Below are 17,409 nucleotides of genomic sequence, written 5' to 3'. Positions count from 1 at the left end.
TGTCGCGTGGGGGGTCCCGGGCGGATGGCGAGCCTGACGGCCGGACGAGTGACCCGGGGGAATGTCCCGGGCGCGGTGGCGTTTCCGCCGTGGCTGGCGAAGGCGGTGGTGGGTTCCTTCCTGGTGGCATCTTTCACCGCGACGTGGGGCGGCATCCACCTCGGCGGCATTCAGCCGGCCGACGTTTTTCTTCTTTTCACCTTCGTCGTTGCGGCGGCGATGGCGGTATTCGGAAACCTGCGCTTCCGTATTCCCCGATGGCTCTGGGCGCCGGCTGTCTCATTGCTCGTATGCTCCACCGCCTTGACATACCGTCCTATTCCGGCCGCGTCTTTTGCAGTGCGGTACGAACACACTCTTCAAAGCGCAGGCGTCGATGTCTCCAGCACGCCGGGCAGTATCGTCAAGTCGGCCTTCTGGATCATCGCGCTGGTGGTCGTGCCGATCGCCGCTCTCGCCGCTACCGCACTGGAGCCACGCGCACCGGAGTGGATTGCCGCGTCTTTCCTTGCGGGGGTGTGCGTTTCCAGTCTTATCGCCCTGACTGATCTGACCAAACTCACCCATTTCGCGCGTTCGCTCGATTACCAATTCGACTCCGATAGGCAAACCGGCCTCTCCGACCATCCCAATACGCTCGGCCTGGTCTGCGTCATCGCAACACCCTTCGCGGTGCACCTCATCAGCGAGTCGCGACGTCGCTGGCTGCCGTGCGCCGCGCTGGTGCTGCTCGGCGGGGGTGTGGTGGCGTCCGGGTCGCGGGGGGCGCAACTGGCCTTGCCGGTCGCGGTACTCGCTGCGGTCTTCGCCTCGCCGCATAAGAAGAAGGTCGTGGGATGGCTGGCGGTTACCCTCGTCGCGTCGTTCCTCGGCGTGGTCACTGTGCTGGGCCAATTGGTCCCTGGAATTCTCGACAAACTGTTTCGGTTCGGAGCCGGCATCACGCTGCCCGGGGTGAGTACCAGTGCATCCAGTGATGAAGAGCGCAGCCAGCTTTTCGCCCAAGCGTGGTCCGACTTCGAAGATCATCCTTTTTTCGGCATCGGAATAAAACACATCAACGAAGCGCACAACATCTATCTGCAGATCGTGTCGGCTGGGGGGAGCGTTCTTCTCGTCGGGATGCTTGTTTATTGGTTCGGCACGATCCAATCGTGCCGGGTGGCGAAGCGCGACGGCGAAGTGCTCGGGGCCTATCTGATGATATCGGTTGTGGCATGGCTGGCCATCGGTGCGGTGGAGAATCAGCTGACCGACCGTTTCCTGTATTACATGGTGGGCTGTGCAGCAGCGATCGTCGCGGTCAACCGCGTCGAGGCATCGGCAGATCGGCTGACCGGGTCGGTGACGCCGGCTCGGCTTTCGACAGGTCAGTCGCGGCCGTTATGGGCGCGGCATGCGGCGCTACGCCGTGACACCGGGGCGGCGGGGCCACAGCGATGACCTCGCCCTGCATTCCCGCGCCGGATGAAGCCCAGGAAATGCCGGTTCGGTCGAAATCGCGCGCCAAGGAGACGGCGGCGGCGATTCTCGGTTGCGTTGTCACCGCGGCGGCGACCGCGCTGCTGGCGGTGCTGATCGTCGTCGGTCTCGGTGGGTATCTGTGGCTGGGACGGGTGCGTGATGACGCGCTGCAGCACGCCGACGCCGTTGTCGTGCTGGCGGGGGCCCATGATGGCCGCGAATCATATGGCCTTGCGGTGGCCCGGCAGGTCTCGGCAGCAGTACTGGTGCTGTCCGACCCGTATGCCGCCGACGACCCGGTCATGCGGCGTGCCTGCGCCGGTTCTGGCCGGGGTATTACCGTCATCTGCCCCCGCCCGGCGCCGGCGACCACGCGCGGGGAGGCGCTGGCGGCCCGCCAGTTGGCGACCGAACGGCACTGGAAGCGGATCATCGTGGTCAGTTGGCGCCATCACCTGCCACGGGCGCGGTTTGTTTTCTCACAATGTTTTTCGGGTCAACCCGGTGTCGTGATCATGCGAGCAGTGCCGCGGGACGAACTGATATCGCTCGCGGAGTGGGAGGGCACGTCGCTGTATCAGGAGTTGGCGTTTCTCAAGGCGCGCTTCCAGGGCAGCTGCGGCGAGCCGGATCATGCGAGAGGTGTGTAGCGCACCCAGTCGACAAGCATCGTGGCCGGGAACGGGGTCGAAGCGTCCGGCATCCCATAGGGCCCGCCGATCGGCATGCTGAGGATCACGAACATCGGGTTGTCGTTGAATGTCCATGGCGTACCGGGGGGCAGCGACGCCGGCGTCCAAGTACCCACCAGCTGTCCGTCCATGAAGGTGGAGATTTCGTCGCGCCGCCAATTCAGCGAATACTCATGCCAACCCGTACCGACGGCGAGCGGCACGCGGAACGGCAGCAGGTACCCGCCGACGCCGTGCAGGGTCGACCCGCCGTCGGGCAATTCCATGATGTCGATTTCGCCGGCATCGGGCCAACCCACCGTGCCGACGTTGGAGCCCAACAGCCAGAACGTGGGCCGCAGGCCTGAGCCGGCAGGCAGCTTGATGCGGGCGGCGACCGTGCCGAAGCAGAAGTCGAGCTGCCCGGGGGTGTTCAGCCAGGCGCTGCTGTAGGGGAACGTGCCGAATCCTGGCACGTCGACCGGCTCGTTGAAGGCATTGATCGCGAGGTTCCCGTTGCCGTCCAGGGACGCGTTGCGGGGACTGTTGGTGTATGCCTGCAGTTGGCCGTCCGCGCCGCCGGCGCCCAGGAAGTAGCTCCACAGCTGCGGATTGGGCGGCGCACCGGCGGGACCGGAGAAGTCGTCGACCACCGCCCGTGGTGCCGGCGGACAGGCGTTTCCGGCGTCCGCCCGGCTGACCGCGTTCCGGTCGTCGGCACCCAGGGGAACGCCGAAGACGATCCACATGGCCAGCGCGGCTGCGGCTGATTTCAGCAGACCCGTCCAGCGCGGGCGGTGGCCATCGCGCCGGTTGGCGGTCACTTCGCCACCAGCGGTAACGGCGACTTCTCGTCGGGGCGTGCGGGAAGCCCATCATGCCGGCGTCTGATGCCGTGTCCCAGAAGCCCCGCCGTCCGAACAGCCGCCCCCTTGCACGCGCCGATGGCCTTCGCATGCCAGGCGCCGTCGCTCAATCCGGGGTTCGGGCGTCGGGTGACCGCGGCCAGCTCAGCCTCAACGGTGCCCACCCGCACTGCGAGCTGGTCCTGGTCACGTAGTTCCCGTGACGGCACCACCAGCGTTGGCCGTCGCACCGGGGTCGGCAGGCTGGCTCGAACCGCCGCCAACTGGTGGCCCATAAGGCGGCTGAGGCCGGCCGCGGTCCAGAAGTCCTTACCCAGCGGCTCGCTGCTGTGATAGCGCACCCACGCCGACACCTCGGCCCGGCCTGCGGTGGCGGTCAGCCGAACTGTCATCACGGTCGCATCGGTGTTTTGCCGGCACAGCATGTTCAGGTTCCCTGACGTGATGCGTCGAGGTGCCACCCAGAAGCTGGTCACGTACTTGTCGAGGTGCCTGAGGTTGCACAATCCTGGCCGGATCGGAGTCCGCTGCAGGCCCGCCCGCACGGCGGCGTCCACGCGGGCGAACTCGTCCCCAGCCACCGGCCGGGCCGTGCAGCGCCGGGCGTTCAGATCGCCGGTGAGCCGTTCGACGGCCGCTGCCAAGGTCGAGGCCACCGAATCGCGCGCCGCGACCGCGGCGACGTTGTGCTGGGTATCCATCCGCAAGACCAGCCACGTACCGTTCTGGCCTCCGGTGGGGGCACTGTCCACGGTGTGCGGAACCGGCGGACCGGTGCGCTCGGTGGCGTTGCGCTTCCGGACCGAAACGATGTCGATGGCATCGAGGCGCACATCGAACTGGCGCAGCGCCGCTGCGACCGCTGGAACCGGCAAGGTGGCCGACGAGCCCGTCGGGTACTGGCGCCCACCCGGCGACATGTCCGCTGCATCGTTCACGGCGATCACCGCGACAAGTTGGCCGCGGAGCTCACGCATGCCTACCACTCCGTGCCCGAAGCGGCGCCAGTGATCAATGCCCGGGGGGCTTCCCGGGATCGACGCCGGCTGCGCTGTCGCGGTCGACTGCCTCCAGTAGCGGAACCAGCTCCACAACCACTTGGCAAGAGCAGGGACGACCGTGACGCCGTGGTAGGTGAGTGCCGCTGCGATCGTCACCGTCGCCGCGGCGGTGACGCCCAACCACCACACCACGGTCCCCGGTCGGCCATCGGGCAGGTGGCTGATCGCCACCAGCACCGCGACGTCGAAGAGGAACGTCGCGGTGACTCCCGGCCATGAGCTGGCCAGCCCGAGTGGGCGTTGCTGCTCATCTTGGCGTGGCGGTGAATGCCACGGCAGCGCGGCTCGAGCGAAAACGCTGCCTATCGGGGCCACCGGAGCGTGCTGCGGATCGCCGTCCGCCTCGCAGGTTCGGGTAGGGAGAGTTCCCAGGTCCGCGCGAAAATGAAGCTGGCTAGGCCATTTCGGAAGGATCATGGGCCCTCGCTGGCGCATCTGAGGCATCGATCCGGGGCGGTCGCGACGCAATCCCCAACCGAGTGACTGCCGGTATGGAAGGGAGTCTAGAACATCCAAAGGGCATGTACCAGGGGATTGCTCCGTCGCCAGGACTCGAACCTGAACTATCTGAACCAAAATCAGAGGTGCTGCCGATTACACCACGACGGATGGATTGCAAGGAGACTCTACCGAACTCGATATCCTGGACCGTGTGGCTGCTCTGGACAGGGATGGTAGGCCCCCGCGGGCCCGGATGACCGGCAGCGAGCGTCGTCACCAACTCATCGACGTCGCCCGGTCGCTGTTCGCCGAGCGCGGCTACGAGGGCACCTCCATCGAGGAGATCGCGCTGCGCGCCAACGTGTCGAAACCGGTGGTCTACGAGCACTTCGGCGGCAAAGAGGGGCTCTACGCCGTGGTGGTCGATCGGGAGATGTCGGCATTGCTGGACGGCATCACCACGTCGCTGACCAAGTCGACCAACAACCAGTCGAGGCTGCGGGTCGAACGGGTCGCACTGGCGCTGCTGACCTACGTCGACGAGCACACCGACGGTTTCCGGATTCTGATCCGCGACTCCCCGGCGTCGATCAGTTCCGGCAGCTATTCCACCCTGCTCAACGATGCGATCGGGCAGGTGTCGTCGATTCTGGCCGGCGATTTCTCCCGGCGCGGCCTGGATCCGGAGACCGCCCCGCTGTATGCCCAGGCGTTGGTCGGGTCGGTGTCGATGACGGCCCAGTGGTGGCTGGATGTGCGCGAACCCAAGAAGGAAGTGGTGGCCGCGCACTTGGTCAACCTGTGCTGGAACGGACTGTCGCACCTCGAGGTCGATCCGGCCCTGCACGATGAATAAGGCATGCACCCCAACGCAAATCGGCGCCCGGCTCAGCACCGCCTAGAATTGTCCGCATCATGACCGCACCGGGGCACCCGACTGTCCAGACCCCGATCGCGGGGCTCGTCGAAGCCGCACTGAGCGCGCCGACCTTCGCTGATCTCATCGAGCGTGCCGGTAACCGGCCCGCCGAGCTCAACCTGGTGGGTCCGGCCGCGGCCCGGCCCTTCGCCGCCGCCGCGCTGGCCCGCAACACTGCGCTGCTGGTGGTCACCGCCACCGGCCACGAGGCCGACGATCTGACCAGCGAGCTGCGCGGAGTCTACGGCGACACGGTGGCGCTGTTCCCGTCGTGGGAGACACTGCCGCACGAGCGGCTCTCACCCGGCGTGGACACCGTGGGGGCCCGGATGCTGCTGCTGCGCCGGCTGGCGCGGCCCGACGACGCACGGCTGGGGCCGCCGCTGCGGGTGGTGGTGACCGCGGCCCGCTCGCTGCTGCAGCCGATGACCCCGCAACTGGACACGATCGAACCGGTCATCCTGGCCGTCGGCGACGAAACACCCTTCGAGGCGGTGATCGCCCGGCTGGTCGAGCTGGCCTACACCCGGGTGGACCTGGTCGGCAAACGCGGCGAGTTCGCGGTGCGCGGCGGGATCCTCGACGTCTTCCCGCCGACCGCCGAGCACCCGGTGCGTGTCGAGTTCTGGGGCGACGAGATCACCGAGATGCGGCCGTTCTCGGTGGCCGACCAGCGCTCCATCCCCGAGATCGAGGCCGGCACCGTGGTGGCGGTGGCCTGCCGGGAGCTGCTGCTCACCGACAGCGTCCGGGAGCGGGCCATGGAAATGTCGGCGCTGGCACGCGACCAACCGCACGCCGAGGGCAACGCCGTCACCGGCACCGTCGGCGACATGCTGGCCAAGCTCGCCGAGGGCATCCCGGTCGACGGGATGGAGGCGCTGGGTCCGGTGCTGCGGCCCGGCCCGCAGGCTCTGCTGACCGACCAGCTCGGCGCCGGCACCCCGGTGCTGATCTGCGACCCGGAGAAGGTGCGTGCCCGCGGCGCCGACCTGATCAAGACCGGCCGCGAGTTCCTGGAGGCGTCCTGGTCGGTCGCGGCGATCGGCGGCGACGCGCCGATCGACATCGAGCAGTTGGGCGGGTCGGGATTCCGGGAGCTCGACGAGGTCGCGCAGGCCGCCGCGGCCGCCGGCCATCCGTGGTGGACGCTGAGTCAGCTCTCCGACGAGGCGGCGATCCAACTCGAGGTGCGGCCGTCACCGGCGGCGCGGGGCCGACAGCGCGATATCGACGAGATCTTCGCCATGCTGCGCGCGCACGTCACGACCGGTGGCACCGCGGCGATCGTGACTCCCGGTGTCGGCACCGCACGGCGGCTGGTGGAGCAGCTGGCCGAATCCGACACTGCGGCAACGTTGTTGGAGCCCGGCGCGGCCCCCAAGCCCGGGGTGGTCGGGGTGCTGGCCGGGCCGTTGCACACCGGTCTGGTGATCGCGGGTGCCAACCTGGTCATCGTCACCGAGACCGACTTGACCGGCAACCGGGTCGCCGGGCCGGAGGGCAAGCGGCTGGCGGCCAAGCGCCGCAACGCCGTCGACCCGCTGGCGCTGACCGCGGGCGACCTGGTGGTGCACGATCAGCACGGCATCGGCAAGTTCGTGGAGATGACCGAGCGCACCGTGGGTGGGGCGCGACGCGAATACCTGGTGCTGGAATACGCCTCGGGCAAACGGGGCGCCAACGGTACCGACAAGCTCTACGTGCCGATGGACTCGCTGGATCAGCTGTCGCGCTACGTCGGCGGGCAGGCGCCGGCGCTGTCCCGGCTCGGCGGCAGCGACTGGAGCCAGACCAAGACCAAGGCCCGCAAGGCGGTGCGCGAGATCGCCGACGAACTCGTCGCGCTCTACGCCAAGCGCCAAGCCGCGCCCGGCCACGCGTTCGCCCCGGACACCCCATGGCAGGCCGAGATGGAGGACGCCTTCGGTTTCACCGAGACCGTCGACCAGCTCACCGCGATCGGCGAGGTCAAGGCCGACATGGAAAAACCGGTCCCGATGGACCGGGTGATCTGCGGCGACGTCGGCTACGGCAAGACCGAGATCGCGGTGCGGGCGGCGTTCAAAGCCGTCCAAGACGGCAAGCAGGTCGCGGTGCTGGTGCCCACCACGCTGCTGTCCGATCAGCACCTGCAGACGTTCAGCACCCGGATGGCCGGGTTCCCCGTGACGGTCAAGGGCCTCTCCCGGTTCACCGACCCGAAGGAGTCCAAGGCGGTGATCGACGGCCTGGCCGACGGCTCCGTCGACGTCGTGATCGGCACCCACCGGCTGCTGCAGACCGGCGTGCGCTGGAAGAACCTGGGCCTGGTGATCGTCGACGAAGAGCAACGCTTCGGCGTCGAGCACAAGGAGCACATCAAAGCGCTGCGCACCCACGTCGACGTGCTCACCATGAGCGCCACCCCGATCCCGCGCACCCTGGAGATGAGCCTGGCCGGCATCCGGGAGATGTCGACGATCCTGACCCCGCCCGAAGACCGCTACCCGGTGCTGACCTATGTCGGCCCGCACGACGAGAAGCAGGTGGCGGCGGCGTTGCGGCGCGAGTTGCTGCGTGACGGCCAGGTCTTCTACGTGCACAACCGCGTCCGCTCCATCGACGCGGCCGCCGCTCGGGTGCGTGCGCTGGTGCCCGAGGCCCGGGTCGTGGTCGCGCACGGCCAGATGCCCGAGGAACTGCTGGAGACCACCGTGCAGGGCTTCTGGAACCGCGAGTACGACATCCTGGTGTGCACCACGATCATCGAGACCGGTCTGGACATCTCCAACGCCAACACCCTGATCGTCGAACGCGCCGACACCTTCGGGCTCTCCCAGCTGCACCAGCTGCGGGGCCGGGTGGGCCGCAGCCGAGAACGCGGCTACGCCTACTTCCTCTACCCGCGTGAATCGCCGCTGACCGAGACCGCCCACGACCGGCTGGCCACCATCGCCCAGAACAACGAACTCGGCGCCGGGATGGCAGTGGCGATGAAGGACCTGGAGATCCGGGGCGCGGGCAACGTGCTGGGGGTGGAGCAGTCCGGGCACGTCGCCGGGGTGGGCTTCGACCTGTATGTGCGGCTGGTCGGCGAGGCCGTCGAGGCTTACCGGGCGGCCTTCAACGGCGAGACCGTCACCAGCGAGGAGACCAAGGACGTCCGCATCGACCTGCCGGTCGACGCCCACCTCCCGCCGGAGTACATCAACTCCGACCGGCTGCGGCTGGAGGCCTACCGCCGGCTGGCCGCTGCCCCCGATGACGGGGCGATCAACGCCGTCATCGACGAGCTGACCGACCGGTACGGGCCGCTGCCCGAGCCGGCGAGCCGGCTGGTGGCGGTGGCCCGGCTGCGGCTGTTGTGCCGCAGCGTCGGTGTCACCGAGATCAGCGTTGCCTCGGCGACGACGCTGCGGCTGGCCCCCATGACGCTGGCCGATTCGGCCCAGTTGCGGCTCAAGCGGCTGCACCCGTCCGCCAGCTACCGCGCCACCACCGCCACCGTGCAGGTCCCCATCCCTCGCGCCGGCTCCTCGGTAGGGGCGCCGCGCATCCGCGACGTCGAACTGGTCCAGATGGTGGCGGATCTGATCTCGGCGCTGAATGGCAAGCCGCCGGGCCATGTCGATGTGACGGCGTCGGTTTCGGAAGCCGCCCCGGCCGGCCGACGATGACCGTCGTCCTGGTCGACCCGCGCCGGCCCTCGCTGGTGCCGGTGGAAGCTCTGGCGCTGCTGACCGGCGACGTCGTCTACACCGAGGAACTGCCGATCGCGGTGCCGTGGTCGCTGCCGTCGGCCCAGTCGGTGCTCTCCGGTGCCTGCGGGCAGGCCGCGGTGCTGTTGTCCTCGGATCGCGATCATCCCGCCGTCGTGGCGCGCCTGGCGGCCGGCGAGACGCTGATCGCCGCACCGGATGCGCCGCCGGGGGAGCGGTTGATCGACGCGGTCGCGATCATGGACCGGTTGCGCACGGCCGGCCCGTGGGAAAGCGAGCAGACCCACGATTCACTGCGGCGGTTCTTGCTCGAGGAGACCTACGAGTTGTTCGACGCGGTGCGCAGCGGCGATGCCGAGGAACTGCGCGAAGAGCTCGGCGACGTGCTGCTGCAGGTGCTGTTCCACGCCCGCATCGCCGAGGACGCCCCCGAGCACCCGTTCGGCATCGACGACGTCGCCGACGCACTGCTGCGCAAACTGGGCAATCGGGTGCCGACAGTGCTTGCCGGCCAGGAGATCTCACTCGAAGACCAAGTGGCGCAGTGGCACGAACGAAAAGCACTGGAGAAGGCGTCCCGGAACTCGATCATGGACGACCTGTCGACGGCCCAGCCGGCATTGGCGTTGGCCAGCAAGGTGCTGCAGCGCGTCACCCGCGCCGGCCTGCCCGCCGAGCTGATCCCCGACGCGATCACCGCGGTCACCATCACCGCTGACGGGGACATCGAAAACCGTTTGCGCACAGCGATTTTAGAATTCATGGATACCGTCCGCGCTGTCGAGGAGGCGATCGCGGCGGCACGCGGCGGGGTGGACGTTCTCGATGATCCCGCGCCACTCGGTGAGATCAGCGAGCCGGAGTGGCGCGCCCACTGGCCGGTGTAGTGCGGCGCCGACCGCTACTCGGAGTCCTCGCCCCAACCGCCCGGCAGCATCGGCATCCGCGGCTCGTTGTCGAGACCGTCGCCGGCGAGCACGGTGATCCCGGCCGCCCGGCGGCGAACCGCGGTGGCGGTGCCGGCGAAGCCTAATGGGCCGGCACCGGAATCAGACGCTCCGGGTGCATGCGGCGGTCCCACCTTCGCCTCTCCTCCGTCGAGACTCGCTGAACCGCCGGGTGCGCTCCAGTCCGGGGCCACTCCGATGTTCATGTCCATGTACTCGTCGCCGAACCCGCGCTGCTGGGCACGCTGCCGGCGCTGGCGCTTCTGGGCTAGGGCCTCCGTCTGGGCCTCGCCGGGGGCGCCTTGGCTCTCCGAAGCGTCTTCTTCGGCGCTGCGGGAGCGCCGCGAGCCGCTGGACTGCCGGGCCGATGACGAGGCGCTGCTCACCAGGTACAGACACGAGGTCGGCCCGAAACCGACTCCCGGGCCGCCGCCGGCCGCGCCGCCGCCGGCCGGCATCCCGCCGCTGACGGTGCCCGGAGCAGTGGGGCCGGCCGATGAGATCGGGTCCGCACAGGCGCACACCTCCGCGCCGGCCGGTACCACGGTGCTGAGGACCGGGGCGCCAGCGACGCCGCCCGTCACCGGTAGCGCGGGGGTCGGCTCGACGGCCTGCTCCACGCCGCCCACCGCGCCGATCGCGCCGAGCGCACCGAGGCCGGCGGCAGCCGCGAGTGCGGGTGCCGCGGCCATGACGATCGGGATCGCCATCTGCACGGCGATCTGCCCCATCGGCCACAACAGCATCAGCGTGTGGAAGGTGGTCCATCCCAGGGCCCCGGCCAGAATCGGAGACATTCCCGGGATCTGCGCCAGCATCTGGGTGACCGCGCTGGCAAACGGAAACGCCTCGATCGGATAGCCGTCGACACCCAACTGTGCCCACAGCCACTTGGCGATCGGGTCCGCCAAGCCCATGTTGAACTGCGTGAGCCAGTCGGCGATCTGCTGTTCCCAGCTGGTACCGGCGGCGGCCTCAGCGGTCCCCGGGGCCACGATCGGCGGCGCGGGGGTGGCAGGCGGAACCGAGGCCAGCGCCGCGTCCGCGACGCCCTGGTAGACGGTCATCATCTCCGCGGCCTGAACCCACATCCGGGCGTAGTCGGCTTCGTTCAACGCGATCGGGATGGTGTTGACGCCGAAGAAGTTCGTTGCGACCAGCGTGGCGTGCACGGCGTGGTTGGTGGCGAGTTCGGCCAGCGTGGGCATACCGGCCAGCGCGGTGGTGTAGGCGGCGGCCGCCGTCTGGTGCACGGCCGCCGCGGCGGTGCTCTTGGCGGCGCTCTCGGTCAGCCAGCTCAGATAGGGAACGTGCGCGGCCGCGTACTGCTGGGCGCTCGGCCCCTGCCAGGCGGCGGCTTCCACCCCGGCCAGCACCGCGTCGAGCTCGGCGGCGACCTCGGCGTACTCGATGCTCATCGCCGACCACGCCGACGCCGCTTCCAGCAGTGGACCGGGTCCGGGCCCGGCGCTCAGCAGCGCCGAGTGCACCTCCGGCGGCGACGCCAGCCAGACCGGTGCGGTCATGGAACACCTCTCCCAACGATCGTGATTTCGTCTCCGACACCCAGTGGTCGCATCGGCGCCCGATTTGGTTCCCGCGCCGGTGACCTTTGTGAAAGGCCGCCGAATAGGCGACTATGTCGGCATGCGGTGCGAGGTGGTGCGCGAAACCCTGTCGGCGCTGCTCGACGGCGAGCAGCAGGAGTTGCCGGCGCAACAGGTCGACGCGCATCTGGCATCATGCCGCAGCTGCCGGCGCTGGCTGGTCGGTGCCGCCGCGCAGGCCCGCCGATTGACCACGATCGACAGCGATGCCGACTCCCGAGACGGCCCTGACCTGGCCGCACAGATCCTGGCGGCCGCCGGGGTGACGTCGGTCACCGGCGGAATCTCGGCCGGCGGACGCTGGTCGAGCTGGGGTTACCGGCGGCTGGCGCTGATCTCGGTCGGGGTGCTTCAGGTGGCCATGGCGCTGGCCCAGATCGTCGGCGTCGACTTCGGCATGGTGTCGGCGCACGGCCACGGGGCAGCCACCGGGGCTCATTTGCTGCACGAATCCACCGCGTGGCTGTTGGCGCTGGGCGGGGCGATGATCGCGGCTGGCATCTGGCCCGGCGTGGCGGCGGGCGTCGCCGCGATCGCCGGGGTGTTCGCCCTGGCCTTGGCCGGGTACGTGGCAATCGACGCCTACCATGGCCAGGTGACCGCCGCGCGGATCGCGAGCCATCTGCCGGTCCTGATCGGGCTGGTATTCGCTTTGCTGGTGATGCGTCACCGGGCCGGTGGCTCTGGCTCGCGGGCCGCTGACGGCGATGCTGACGAGGCGCTGCCGCCGGCGGACACCGACCGCCGCGGGTTCGGCCGGAGGGGCCGGCACCTGCGGTCGGTGAACGGTCCGGATATGGCTACGACCATGCGTCGTAGGGCGGTTCCGGCGCCGGGTCTAAGGTGGGTGTTCATGGCGGCAGCTGACCGGGGTGACGACGAAGCTGTCACCGCATTGGCTCTTGCCGCCGCCGACGGGGACGCCCGGGCTTTGGAGGCGTTCATCAAGGCCACCCAGCGCGATGTCTGGCGGTTCGTGGCTTATCTCTTCGACGGTGTCCACGCCGACGACCTGACGCAGGAGACCTTCCTGCGGGCGATCGGCGCGATCCCGCGGTTCTCCGGGCGTTCCAGTGCCCGGACCTGGCTGCTGGCTATCGCACGCCGGGTGGTCGCCGACCACATTCGCTATCTGCGGTCGCGTCCGCGCACCGCGGCCGGCGCAGACCCCGAGCTGCTGCTCGACCGCGACCGGCCCAGCCGCGGCTTCGAGGACGTCGTCGAAGTGACCACCCTGATTGCCGGGCTCTCGGCCGAACAGCGCGAGGCGCTGCTGCTGACTCAGCTCTTCGGGCTGTCCTACCGCGACGCCGCCGCGGTGTGCGGCTGCCCGGTGGGCACCATCCGATCCCGGGTCGCCCGCGCCCGGGACGCGCTGCTCGCGGATTCGGAACGCGACGAGCTGACCGGTTAGGCCGTGACTCGGCCCGGTGACGTCCGTCAGTGGCGCAGCGGTCATGGAACGATGGACACAGATCAGCGTTTCGAGGTTGGGGAGAGCGGTGTCGGCGCGTCGTTGGCTGCGGACTACCGCCGTCGTGGCTGCGACGGCTGTGCTGCTGGCTTCCAGTTGCAGCTGGCAGCTCGGTAACCCCATCCCGCAGGGTGTGCCGCCGCCGCCCGGGGACCCGGTCCCGCCGGTGGACACCGAGCTGGTGGCGGGCCGTCCGGCCGACCAGCTCTACCACTGGGCCGCCGAGCGGGCCGCGGTGCTCGACATCCCGGTCACCGCGCTGGAGGCCTACGCGTACGCGGCACGCGTCGCGGAGGTGGAGAACCCCAACTGCCACCTCGGCTGGACCACCCTGGCCGGCATCGGCCAGATCGAGAGTCATCACGGTCGCTACAACCACGCCACGGTGGCACGCAACGGCGACGTTCGCCCCAAGATCCGGGGCGTGCGGCTCGACGGCTCCGGCGGCACGCTGCACATCGTCGAGAATCTGCAGCCGGACCTGGCCGACGACGACGGCGTGGTCCGCGCGATGGGCCCGATGCAGTTCATCCCGGAGACCTGGCGTCTCTACGGCGTCGACGCCAACAACGACGGCATCGTCAGCCCGGACAACATCGATGACGCCGCGCTGTCGGCGGCCGGCTATCTGTGCTGGCGCGGAAAGGATCTCGCCACCGCCAAAGGCTGGATGACGGCGTTGATGGCCTACAACGAGTCGGAGATCTACGCCCGCGCGGTTCGGGACTGGGCCGCCGCGTACGCGGCCGGGCGGCCCTTGTGAGGTGTGTGTGAGGTGGGTGGCGGGGACCACCGTTAGGCTCCCAATAGGCTGACAACGGCCCGTCCCCACCCAGCTCAAGGAGAAGTCAGTGCCCATCATCCAGCAGGTCGGCGCCCGCGAGATCCTCGATTCCCGCGGCAACCCCACGGTCGAGGTCGAGGTGGCGCTGGAGGACGGGACGTTTGCCCGGGCCGCGGTGCCCTCCGGGGCGTCCACCGGTGAGCACGAGGCCGTCGAACTGCGGGACGGCGGCGCCCGCTACGGCGGCAAGGGGGTGCAGAAGGCGGTCACCGCGGTACTCGACCAGATCGCGCCCGCGGTCATCGGGATCAGCGCCGATGACCAGCGGCTGGTGGACCAGGCCCTGGTGGACCTCGACGGCACCGCGGACAAGTCCCGGCTGGGCGCCAACGCCATGCTCGGGGTGTCGCTGGCAGTGGCCAAGGCCGCCGCGGACTCCGCGGCGCTGCCGCTGTACCGCTACCTCGGCGGCCCCAACGCCCACATCCTGCCGGTGCCGATGATGAACATCCTCAACGGCGGCGCGCACGCCGACACCGGCGTCGACGTCCAGGAGTTCATGGTGGCCCCGATCGGCGCCCCCAGCTTCGCCGAGGCGCTGCGCTGGGGCGCCGAGGTCTACCACGCCTTGAAGGCGGTGCTCAAGAAGCAGGGGCTGTCCACCGGATTGGGGGACGAGGGCGGTTTCGCCCCCGACGTCGCGGGCACCACCGCGGCACTGGACCTGATCAGCTCGGCGATCGAGTCCACCGGACTGAAGCTGGGCACCGATGTGGCGTTGGCGCTCGATGTCGCGGCCACCGAGTTCTACACCGACGGCAGCGGGTATGCGTTCGAGAAGCAGACCCGTACCGCTGCGCAGTTGACCGAGTTCTACGCCAAGCTGCTCGATTCCTATCCGCTGGTCTCGATCGAAGACCCGCTGTCCGAAGACGATTGGGACGGCTGGGTGGCGCTGACCACCGAGATCGGCGACCGGGTGCAGATCGTCGGCGACGACCTGTTCGTCACCAACCCCGAGCGTCTCGAGGAGGGCATCGAGCGCGGTGCGGCGAACGCGCTGCTGGTCAAGGTCAACCAGATCGGCACGCTGACCGAAACCCTGGATGCGGTGACACTGGCCCACCACAGCGGCTACCGCACCATGATGAGCCACCGCAGCGGCGAGACCGAGGACACCACCATCGCCGACCTCGCGGTGGCCGTCAGCAGCGGTCAGATCAAAACCGGTGCACCGGCCCGCAGTGAGCGGGTGGCCAAGTACAACCAGCTGCTGCGGATCGAGGAGGAACTCGGCGACGCCGCCCGCTACGCCGGCGACCTGGCCTTCCCCCGCTATGCGCCGGAGAGCAAATAGCCTTTCGGGGCCGCTGCCATGTCCGATCCGAAACGGCCCGAAAAGCGGCGTTCCGCGACGTCGCGGCCGGGCCGGGCCGGTGAAACCGAACGCGCCCGCCCACGCCGCTCGCCGGCGGTGCGCCGCGGACCGGGCACCTCGCGCAGCGCGCCGGAATCATCGGCCCAGCCGGTCCAGCGATCGGCAGCGGCCGAGCAGCGTTCGGAGCTGCGGGTCGGTTTCACCGCGCGGCGTGCGGTCATCCTGGCGGCGGTGATGTGCGTGCTCACCTTGACCCTCGCCGGCCCGGTCCGCACCTTCTTCGCCCAGCATGCGGAGATGAAGCAGCAGTCCCAGCTGGAAGCCACCCTGCGCGGTCAGATCGCGGACCTGCAGCAGCAGAAGGCCAACATGGATGACCCGGCGCATATCCGGGCGCAGGCCCGCCAGCGGCTCGGCTTCGTTATGCCCGGGGAGATCCCCTATCAGGTGCAGCTGCCGGGGGCCGCGGAGCAGCCCGGCGAACCGGGTGTCGAGCAAGGGGAGGCGGGCCCCAGTGGTGACCCCTGGTACACCGCGCTGTGGCACACCATCGCCGATGTTCCGCATCCGCCGCCGGCCCCGGCTCTGCCGCCGAACCCGGCCGTCCTGCCCGCCCCTGCCGTCCCGGGTGCACCCGGTGGTTGACCCTGCCGACCTGGACGTGGTGGGCCGGCAGCTGGGCCGAGAACCGCGCGGTGTCCTGGAGATCTCCTACCGGTGCCCCAACGGTGAGCCCGCCGTGGTGAAGACGGTGCCGAAACTGCCTGACGGCACACCGTTTCCGACGCTGTACTACCTGACGCACCCGGTGTTGACCGCCGCGGCCAGCCGGCTGGAGTCCTCGGGGCTGATGGCTGACATGACCGCCCGACTGCAGCATGACGCCGAACTCGCCGCGCGCTACCGGGACGCCCACGAATCCTTTCTCGCCGAACGGGACGCGATCGAGCCGCTGGGTACCACCTTTTCCGGCGGCGGCATGCCCGACCGGGTCAAGTGCCTGCATGTGCTGATCGCGCACGCATTGGCCAAGGGGCGCGGCGTCAACCCGTTTGGCGACGAGGCGTTGGCGATCCTGGCCGCCGAGCCGGGGATGGCCGGGATCTTGGTACCGGAGCAGTGGTTATGACGCGCAAATGAGCCGGGTCGCCGGAATCGACTGTGGCACCAACTCGCTTCGCCTGCTGATCGCCGATGCGCGTGATGGCCGACTGCATGACGTGCACCGCGAGATGCGGGTGGTGCGGTTGGGTGAAGGGGTCGATGCGACCGGTTGGTTCGCCTCCGGTGCGTTGGAGCGCACCCGCGCGGCGTTGACAGATTACGCCGGACTGCTGACGGCACATGAGGTTTCGCGGGTGCGGATGGTGGCGACCTCGGCGAGCCGCGATGCGGCCAACCGCGACGAGTTCTTCGCCATGACAGCGCAGGTGTTAGGTGCAGCCGTTCCCGGTGCGGTGGCCGAGGTGATCACCGGCCGCGAGGAGGCGGAGCTGTCCTTTCGCGGGGCGGTGGGCGAATTAGGCAGCGAGGATGGACCGTTCGTTGTCGTCGACCTCGGTGGCGGCTCGACCGAGGTGGTGCTGGGCGATCCGGTGGGCGGGGTCTGGGCCAGCTACTCCGCCGACATCGGGTGCGTCCGTTTGACCGAGCGCTGCCTGCATTCTGATCCGCCGACCGCCGAAGAGATCGCCGCCGCCCGCGGCCTCGCCGGCGAACTGCTCGGCGAGGCCCTGCGGGCGGTGCCGGTGCGGGAGGCCCGCACCTGGGTGGGGGTGGCCGGAACGATGACAACGCTCTCCGCGCTGGCCCACCGCCTGACCGAATACGATCCGGGGGTCATTCACCTGTCCCGGGTTGGCTTCGGCGATCTACTGGCGGTCTGCGATCAGCTGCTCGGCATGACCCGCGAGCAGCGCGCCGCGCTGGGGCCGATGCACCCGGGACGTGTCGACGTGATCGGCGGCGGGGCGATTGTGGTGCAGGAACTCGCCCACGCCTTGGCCGACCACGCCGGCATCGAGGAGCTGGTGGTCAGCGAACACGACATCCTGGACGGAATCGCGCTGTCGATCACCGACTTCGACTAGCCGGGC

General features: G+C 69.3%; 14 protein-coding genes, 1 tRNA gene and 1 pseudogene. 12 read left to right on the top strand and 4 right to left on the bottom strand.

The genetic code is table 11. The features are described from left to right. Positions 1-24: 24 nt before the first annotated feature. Together A5648_RS17520 and A5648_RS17515 are read left to right on the top strand one after the other, a co-directional pair. Complete coding sequence (locus tag A5648_RS17520) at positions 25-1,443, top strand: O-antigen ligase family protein (RefSeq protein WP_131810592.1); 1,419 nt, start codon at positions 25-27, stop codon at positions 1,441-1,443. Next, positions 1,440-2,114 (top strand): YdcF family protein, encoded by a 675-nt coding sequence (locus A5648_RS17515; RefSeq protein ID WP_234787464.1) that lies wholly within the window; start codon positions 1,440-1,442, stop codon positions 2,112-2,114. Before A5648_RS17520 ends, A5648_RS17515 begins: the two co-directional genes overlap by 4 nt. Here the strand turns inward: A5648_RS17515 and A5648_RS17510 are convergent. The 3 genes from A5648_RS17510 to A5648_RS17500 all read right to left on the bottom strand — a co-directional run bounded on the left by A5648_RS17510 (position 2,096) and on the right by A5648_RS17500 (position 4,671). Continuing rightward, complete coding sequence (locus tag A5648_RS17510; RefSeq protein WP_234787463.1) at positions 2,096-2,959, bottom strand: glycoside hydrolase family 16 protein; 864 nt, start codon at positions 2,957-2,959, stop codon at positions 2,096-2,098. The two genes, A5648_RS17515 and A5648_RS17510, sit on opposite strands and share 19 nt — an antisense overlap. After that, positions 2,956-4,377 (bottom strand): type VII secretion protein EccE, encoded by a 1,422-nt coding sequence (gene eccE, locus A5648_RS17505; protein ID WP_428844353.1) that lies wholly within the window; start codon positions 4,375-4,377, stop codon positions 2,956-2,958. Before eccE ends, A5648_RS17510 begins: the two co-directional genes overlap by 4 nt. Before the next feature lie 222 nt (positions 4,378-4,599). Continuing rightward, positions 4,600-4,671 (bottom strand) — tRNA-Gln (locus A5648_RS17500). 85 nt (positions 4,672-4,756) lie between these two features. Here A5648_RS17500 and A5648_RS17495 point away from each other — a divergent pair. From A5648_RS17495 to A5648_RS17485, 3 genes are read left to right on the top strand one after another with little or no spacing between them, the layout of a single operon-like run. Next, a complete protein-coding gene (locus A5648_RS17495; protein WP_065025755.1) occupies positions 4,757-5,359 on the top strand; it encodes a TetR/AcrR family transcriptional regulator in 603 nt (200 codons plus the stop codon). Between the two features lie 59 nt (positions 5,360-5,418). Then, positions 5,419-9,081: a transcription-repair coupling factor gene (gene mfd, locus A5648_RS17490; RefSeq protein ID WP_065025754.1), complete on the top strand. Its 3,663-nt coding sequence runs from the start codon at positions 5,419-5,421 to the stop codon at positions 9,079-9,081. Further along, positions 9,078-10,010, top strand: a complete 933-nt coding sequence (locus A5648_RS17485) for a nucleoside triphosphate pyrophosphohydrolase (RefSeq protein ID WP_065025753.1) — start codon at positions 9,078-9,080, stop codon at positions 10,008-10,010. The genes mfd and A5648_RS17485 overlap by 4 nt, the downstream gene beginning before the upstream one ends. A gap of 14 nt (positions 10,011-10,024) precedes the next feature. Here A5648_RS17485 and A5648_RS17480 read toward each other — a convergent pair whose 3' ends face one another. Further along, positions 10,025-11,596, bottom strand: a complete 1,572-nt coding sequence (locus A5648_RS17480; protein ID WP_065025752.1) for a PPE family protein — start codon at positions 11,594-11,596, stop codon at positions 10,025-10,027. A 121-nt stretch (positions 11,597-11,717) separates the two neighbouring features. Between A5648_RS17480 and A5648_RS24720 the strand changes: the two are divergent. The 7 genes and pseudogenes from A5648_RS24720 to A5648_RS17450 form a co-directional block, all read left to right on the top strand. Next, positions 11,718-12,350 (top strand): annotated as a pseudogene (locus A5648_RS24720) (DUF2275 domain-containing protein); the annotation flags it as partial. 180 nt (positions 12,351-12,530) lie between these two features. Then, positions 12,531-13,091: an RNA polymerase sigma factor SigC gene (gene sigC / locus A5648_RS24715; RefSeq protein WP_234787471.1), complete on the top strand. Its 561-nt coding sequence runs from the start codon at positions 12,531-12,533 to the stop codon at positions 13,089-13,091. A gap of 88 nt (positions 13,092-13,179) precedes the next feature. Beyond that, the gene (locus tag A5648_RS17470) at positions 13,180-13,914 is read left to right on the top strand and encodes a lytic transglycosylase domain-containing protein (protein ID WP_065025751.1); all 735 of its coding nucleotides are present in this window, start codon (positions 13,180-13,182) and stop codon (positions 13,912-13,914) included. An 88-nt stretch (positions 13,915-14,002) separates the two neighbouring features. Next, positions 14,003-15,292, top strand: coding sequence for a phosphopyruvate hydratase (gene eno / locus A5648_RS17465; RefSeq protein WP_065025750.1), 1,290 nt, complete (start codon positions 14,003-14,005; stop codon positions 15,290-15,292). An 18-nt stretch (positions 15,293-15,310) separates the two neighbouring features. Next, entirely contained in the window at positions 15,311-15,958 is a 648-nt protein-coding gene (locus tag A5648_RS17460; RefSeq protein ID WP_065025749.1) for an FtsB family cell division protein, read from the top strand. Further along, a complete protein-coding gene (locus tag A5648_RS17455; protein WP_065025862.1) occupies positions 15,951-16,442 on the top strand; it encodes a DUF501 domain-containing protein in 492 nt (163 codons plus the stop codon). The genes A5648_RS17460 and A5648_RS17455 overlap by 8 nt, the downstream gene beginning before the upstream one ends. A gap of 7 nt (positions 16,443-16,449) precedes the next feature. Further along, positions 16,450-17,403: a Ppx/GppA phosphatase family protein gene (locus A5648_RS17450; protein WP_065025748.1), complete on the top strand. Its 954-nt coding sequence runs from the start codon at positions 16,450-16,452 to the stop codon at positions 17,401-17,403. Positions 17,404-17,409: the final 6 nt, after the last annotated feature.

Origin of the sequence: Mycolicibacter sinensis (assembly GCF_001673565.1) — a bacterium.
In the GTDB taxonomy this organism is placed as follows: Bacteria; Actinomycetota; Actinomycetes; order Mycobacteriales; family Mycobacteriaceae; genus Mycobacterium; species Mycobacterium sinense_C.
Note: the sequence above shows the minus strand (reverse complement) of the source record. Positions and strands in the feature narration are given on the sequence as shown.

Coding starts and splice junctions, on each gene's coding strand:
- A5648_RS17520 (WP_131810592.1), top strand. CDS start 25: ATGGCGAGCCTGACGGCCGGACGAGTGACCCGGGGGAATGTCCCGGGC.
- A5648_RS17515 (WP_234787464.1), top strand. CDS start 1,440: ATGACCTCGCCCTGCATTCCCGCGCCGGATGAAGCCCAGGAAATGCCG.
- A5648_RS17495 (WP_065025755.1), top strand. CDS start 4,757: ATGACCGGCAGCGAGCGTCGTCACCAACTCATCGACGTCGCCCGGTCG.
- mfd (WP_065025754.1), top strand. CDS start 5,419: ATGACCGCACCGGGGCACCCGACTGTCCAGACCCCGATCGCGGGGCTC.
- A5648_RS17485 (WP_065025753.1), top strand. CDS start 9,078: ATGACCGTCGTCCTGGTCGACCCGCGCCGGCCCTCGCTGGTGCCGGTG.
- A5648_RS17480 (WP_065025752.1), bottom strand. CDS start 11,596: ATGACCGCACCGGTCTGGCTGGCGTCGCCGCCGGAGGTGCACTCGGCG.
- sigC (WP_234787471.1), top strand. CDS start 12,531: ATGGCGGCAGCTGACCGGGGTGACGACGAAGCTGTCACCGCATTGGCT.
- A5648_RS17460 (WP_065025749.1), top strand. CDS start 15,311: ATGTCCGATCCGAAACGGCCCGAAAAGCGGCGTTCCGCGACGTCGCGG.
- A5648_RS17450 (WP_065025748.1), top strand. CDS start 16,450: ATGAGCCGGGTCGCCGGAATCGACTGTGGCACCAACTCGCTTCGCCTG.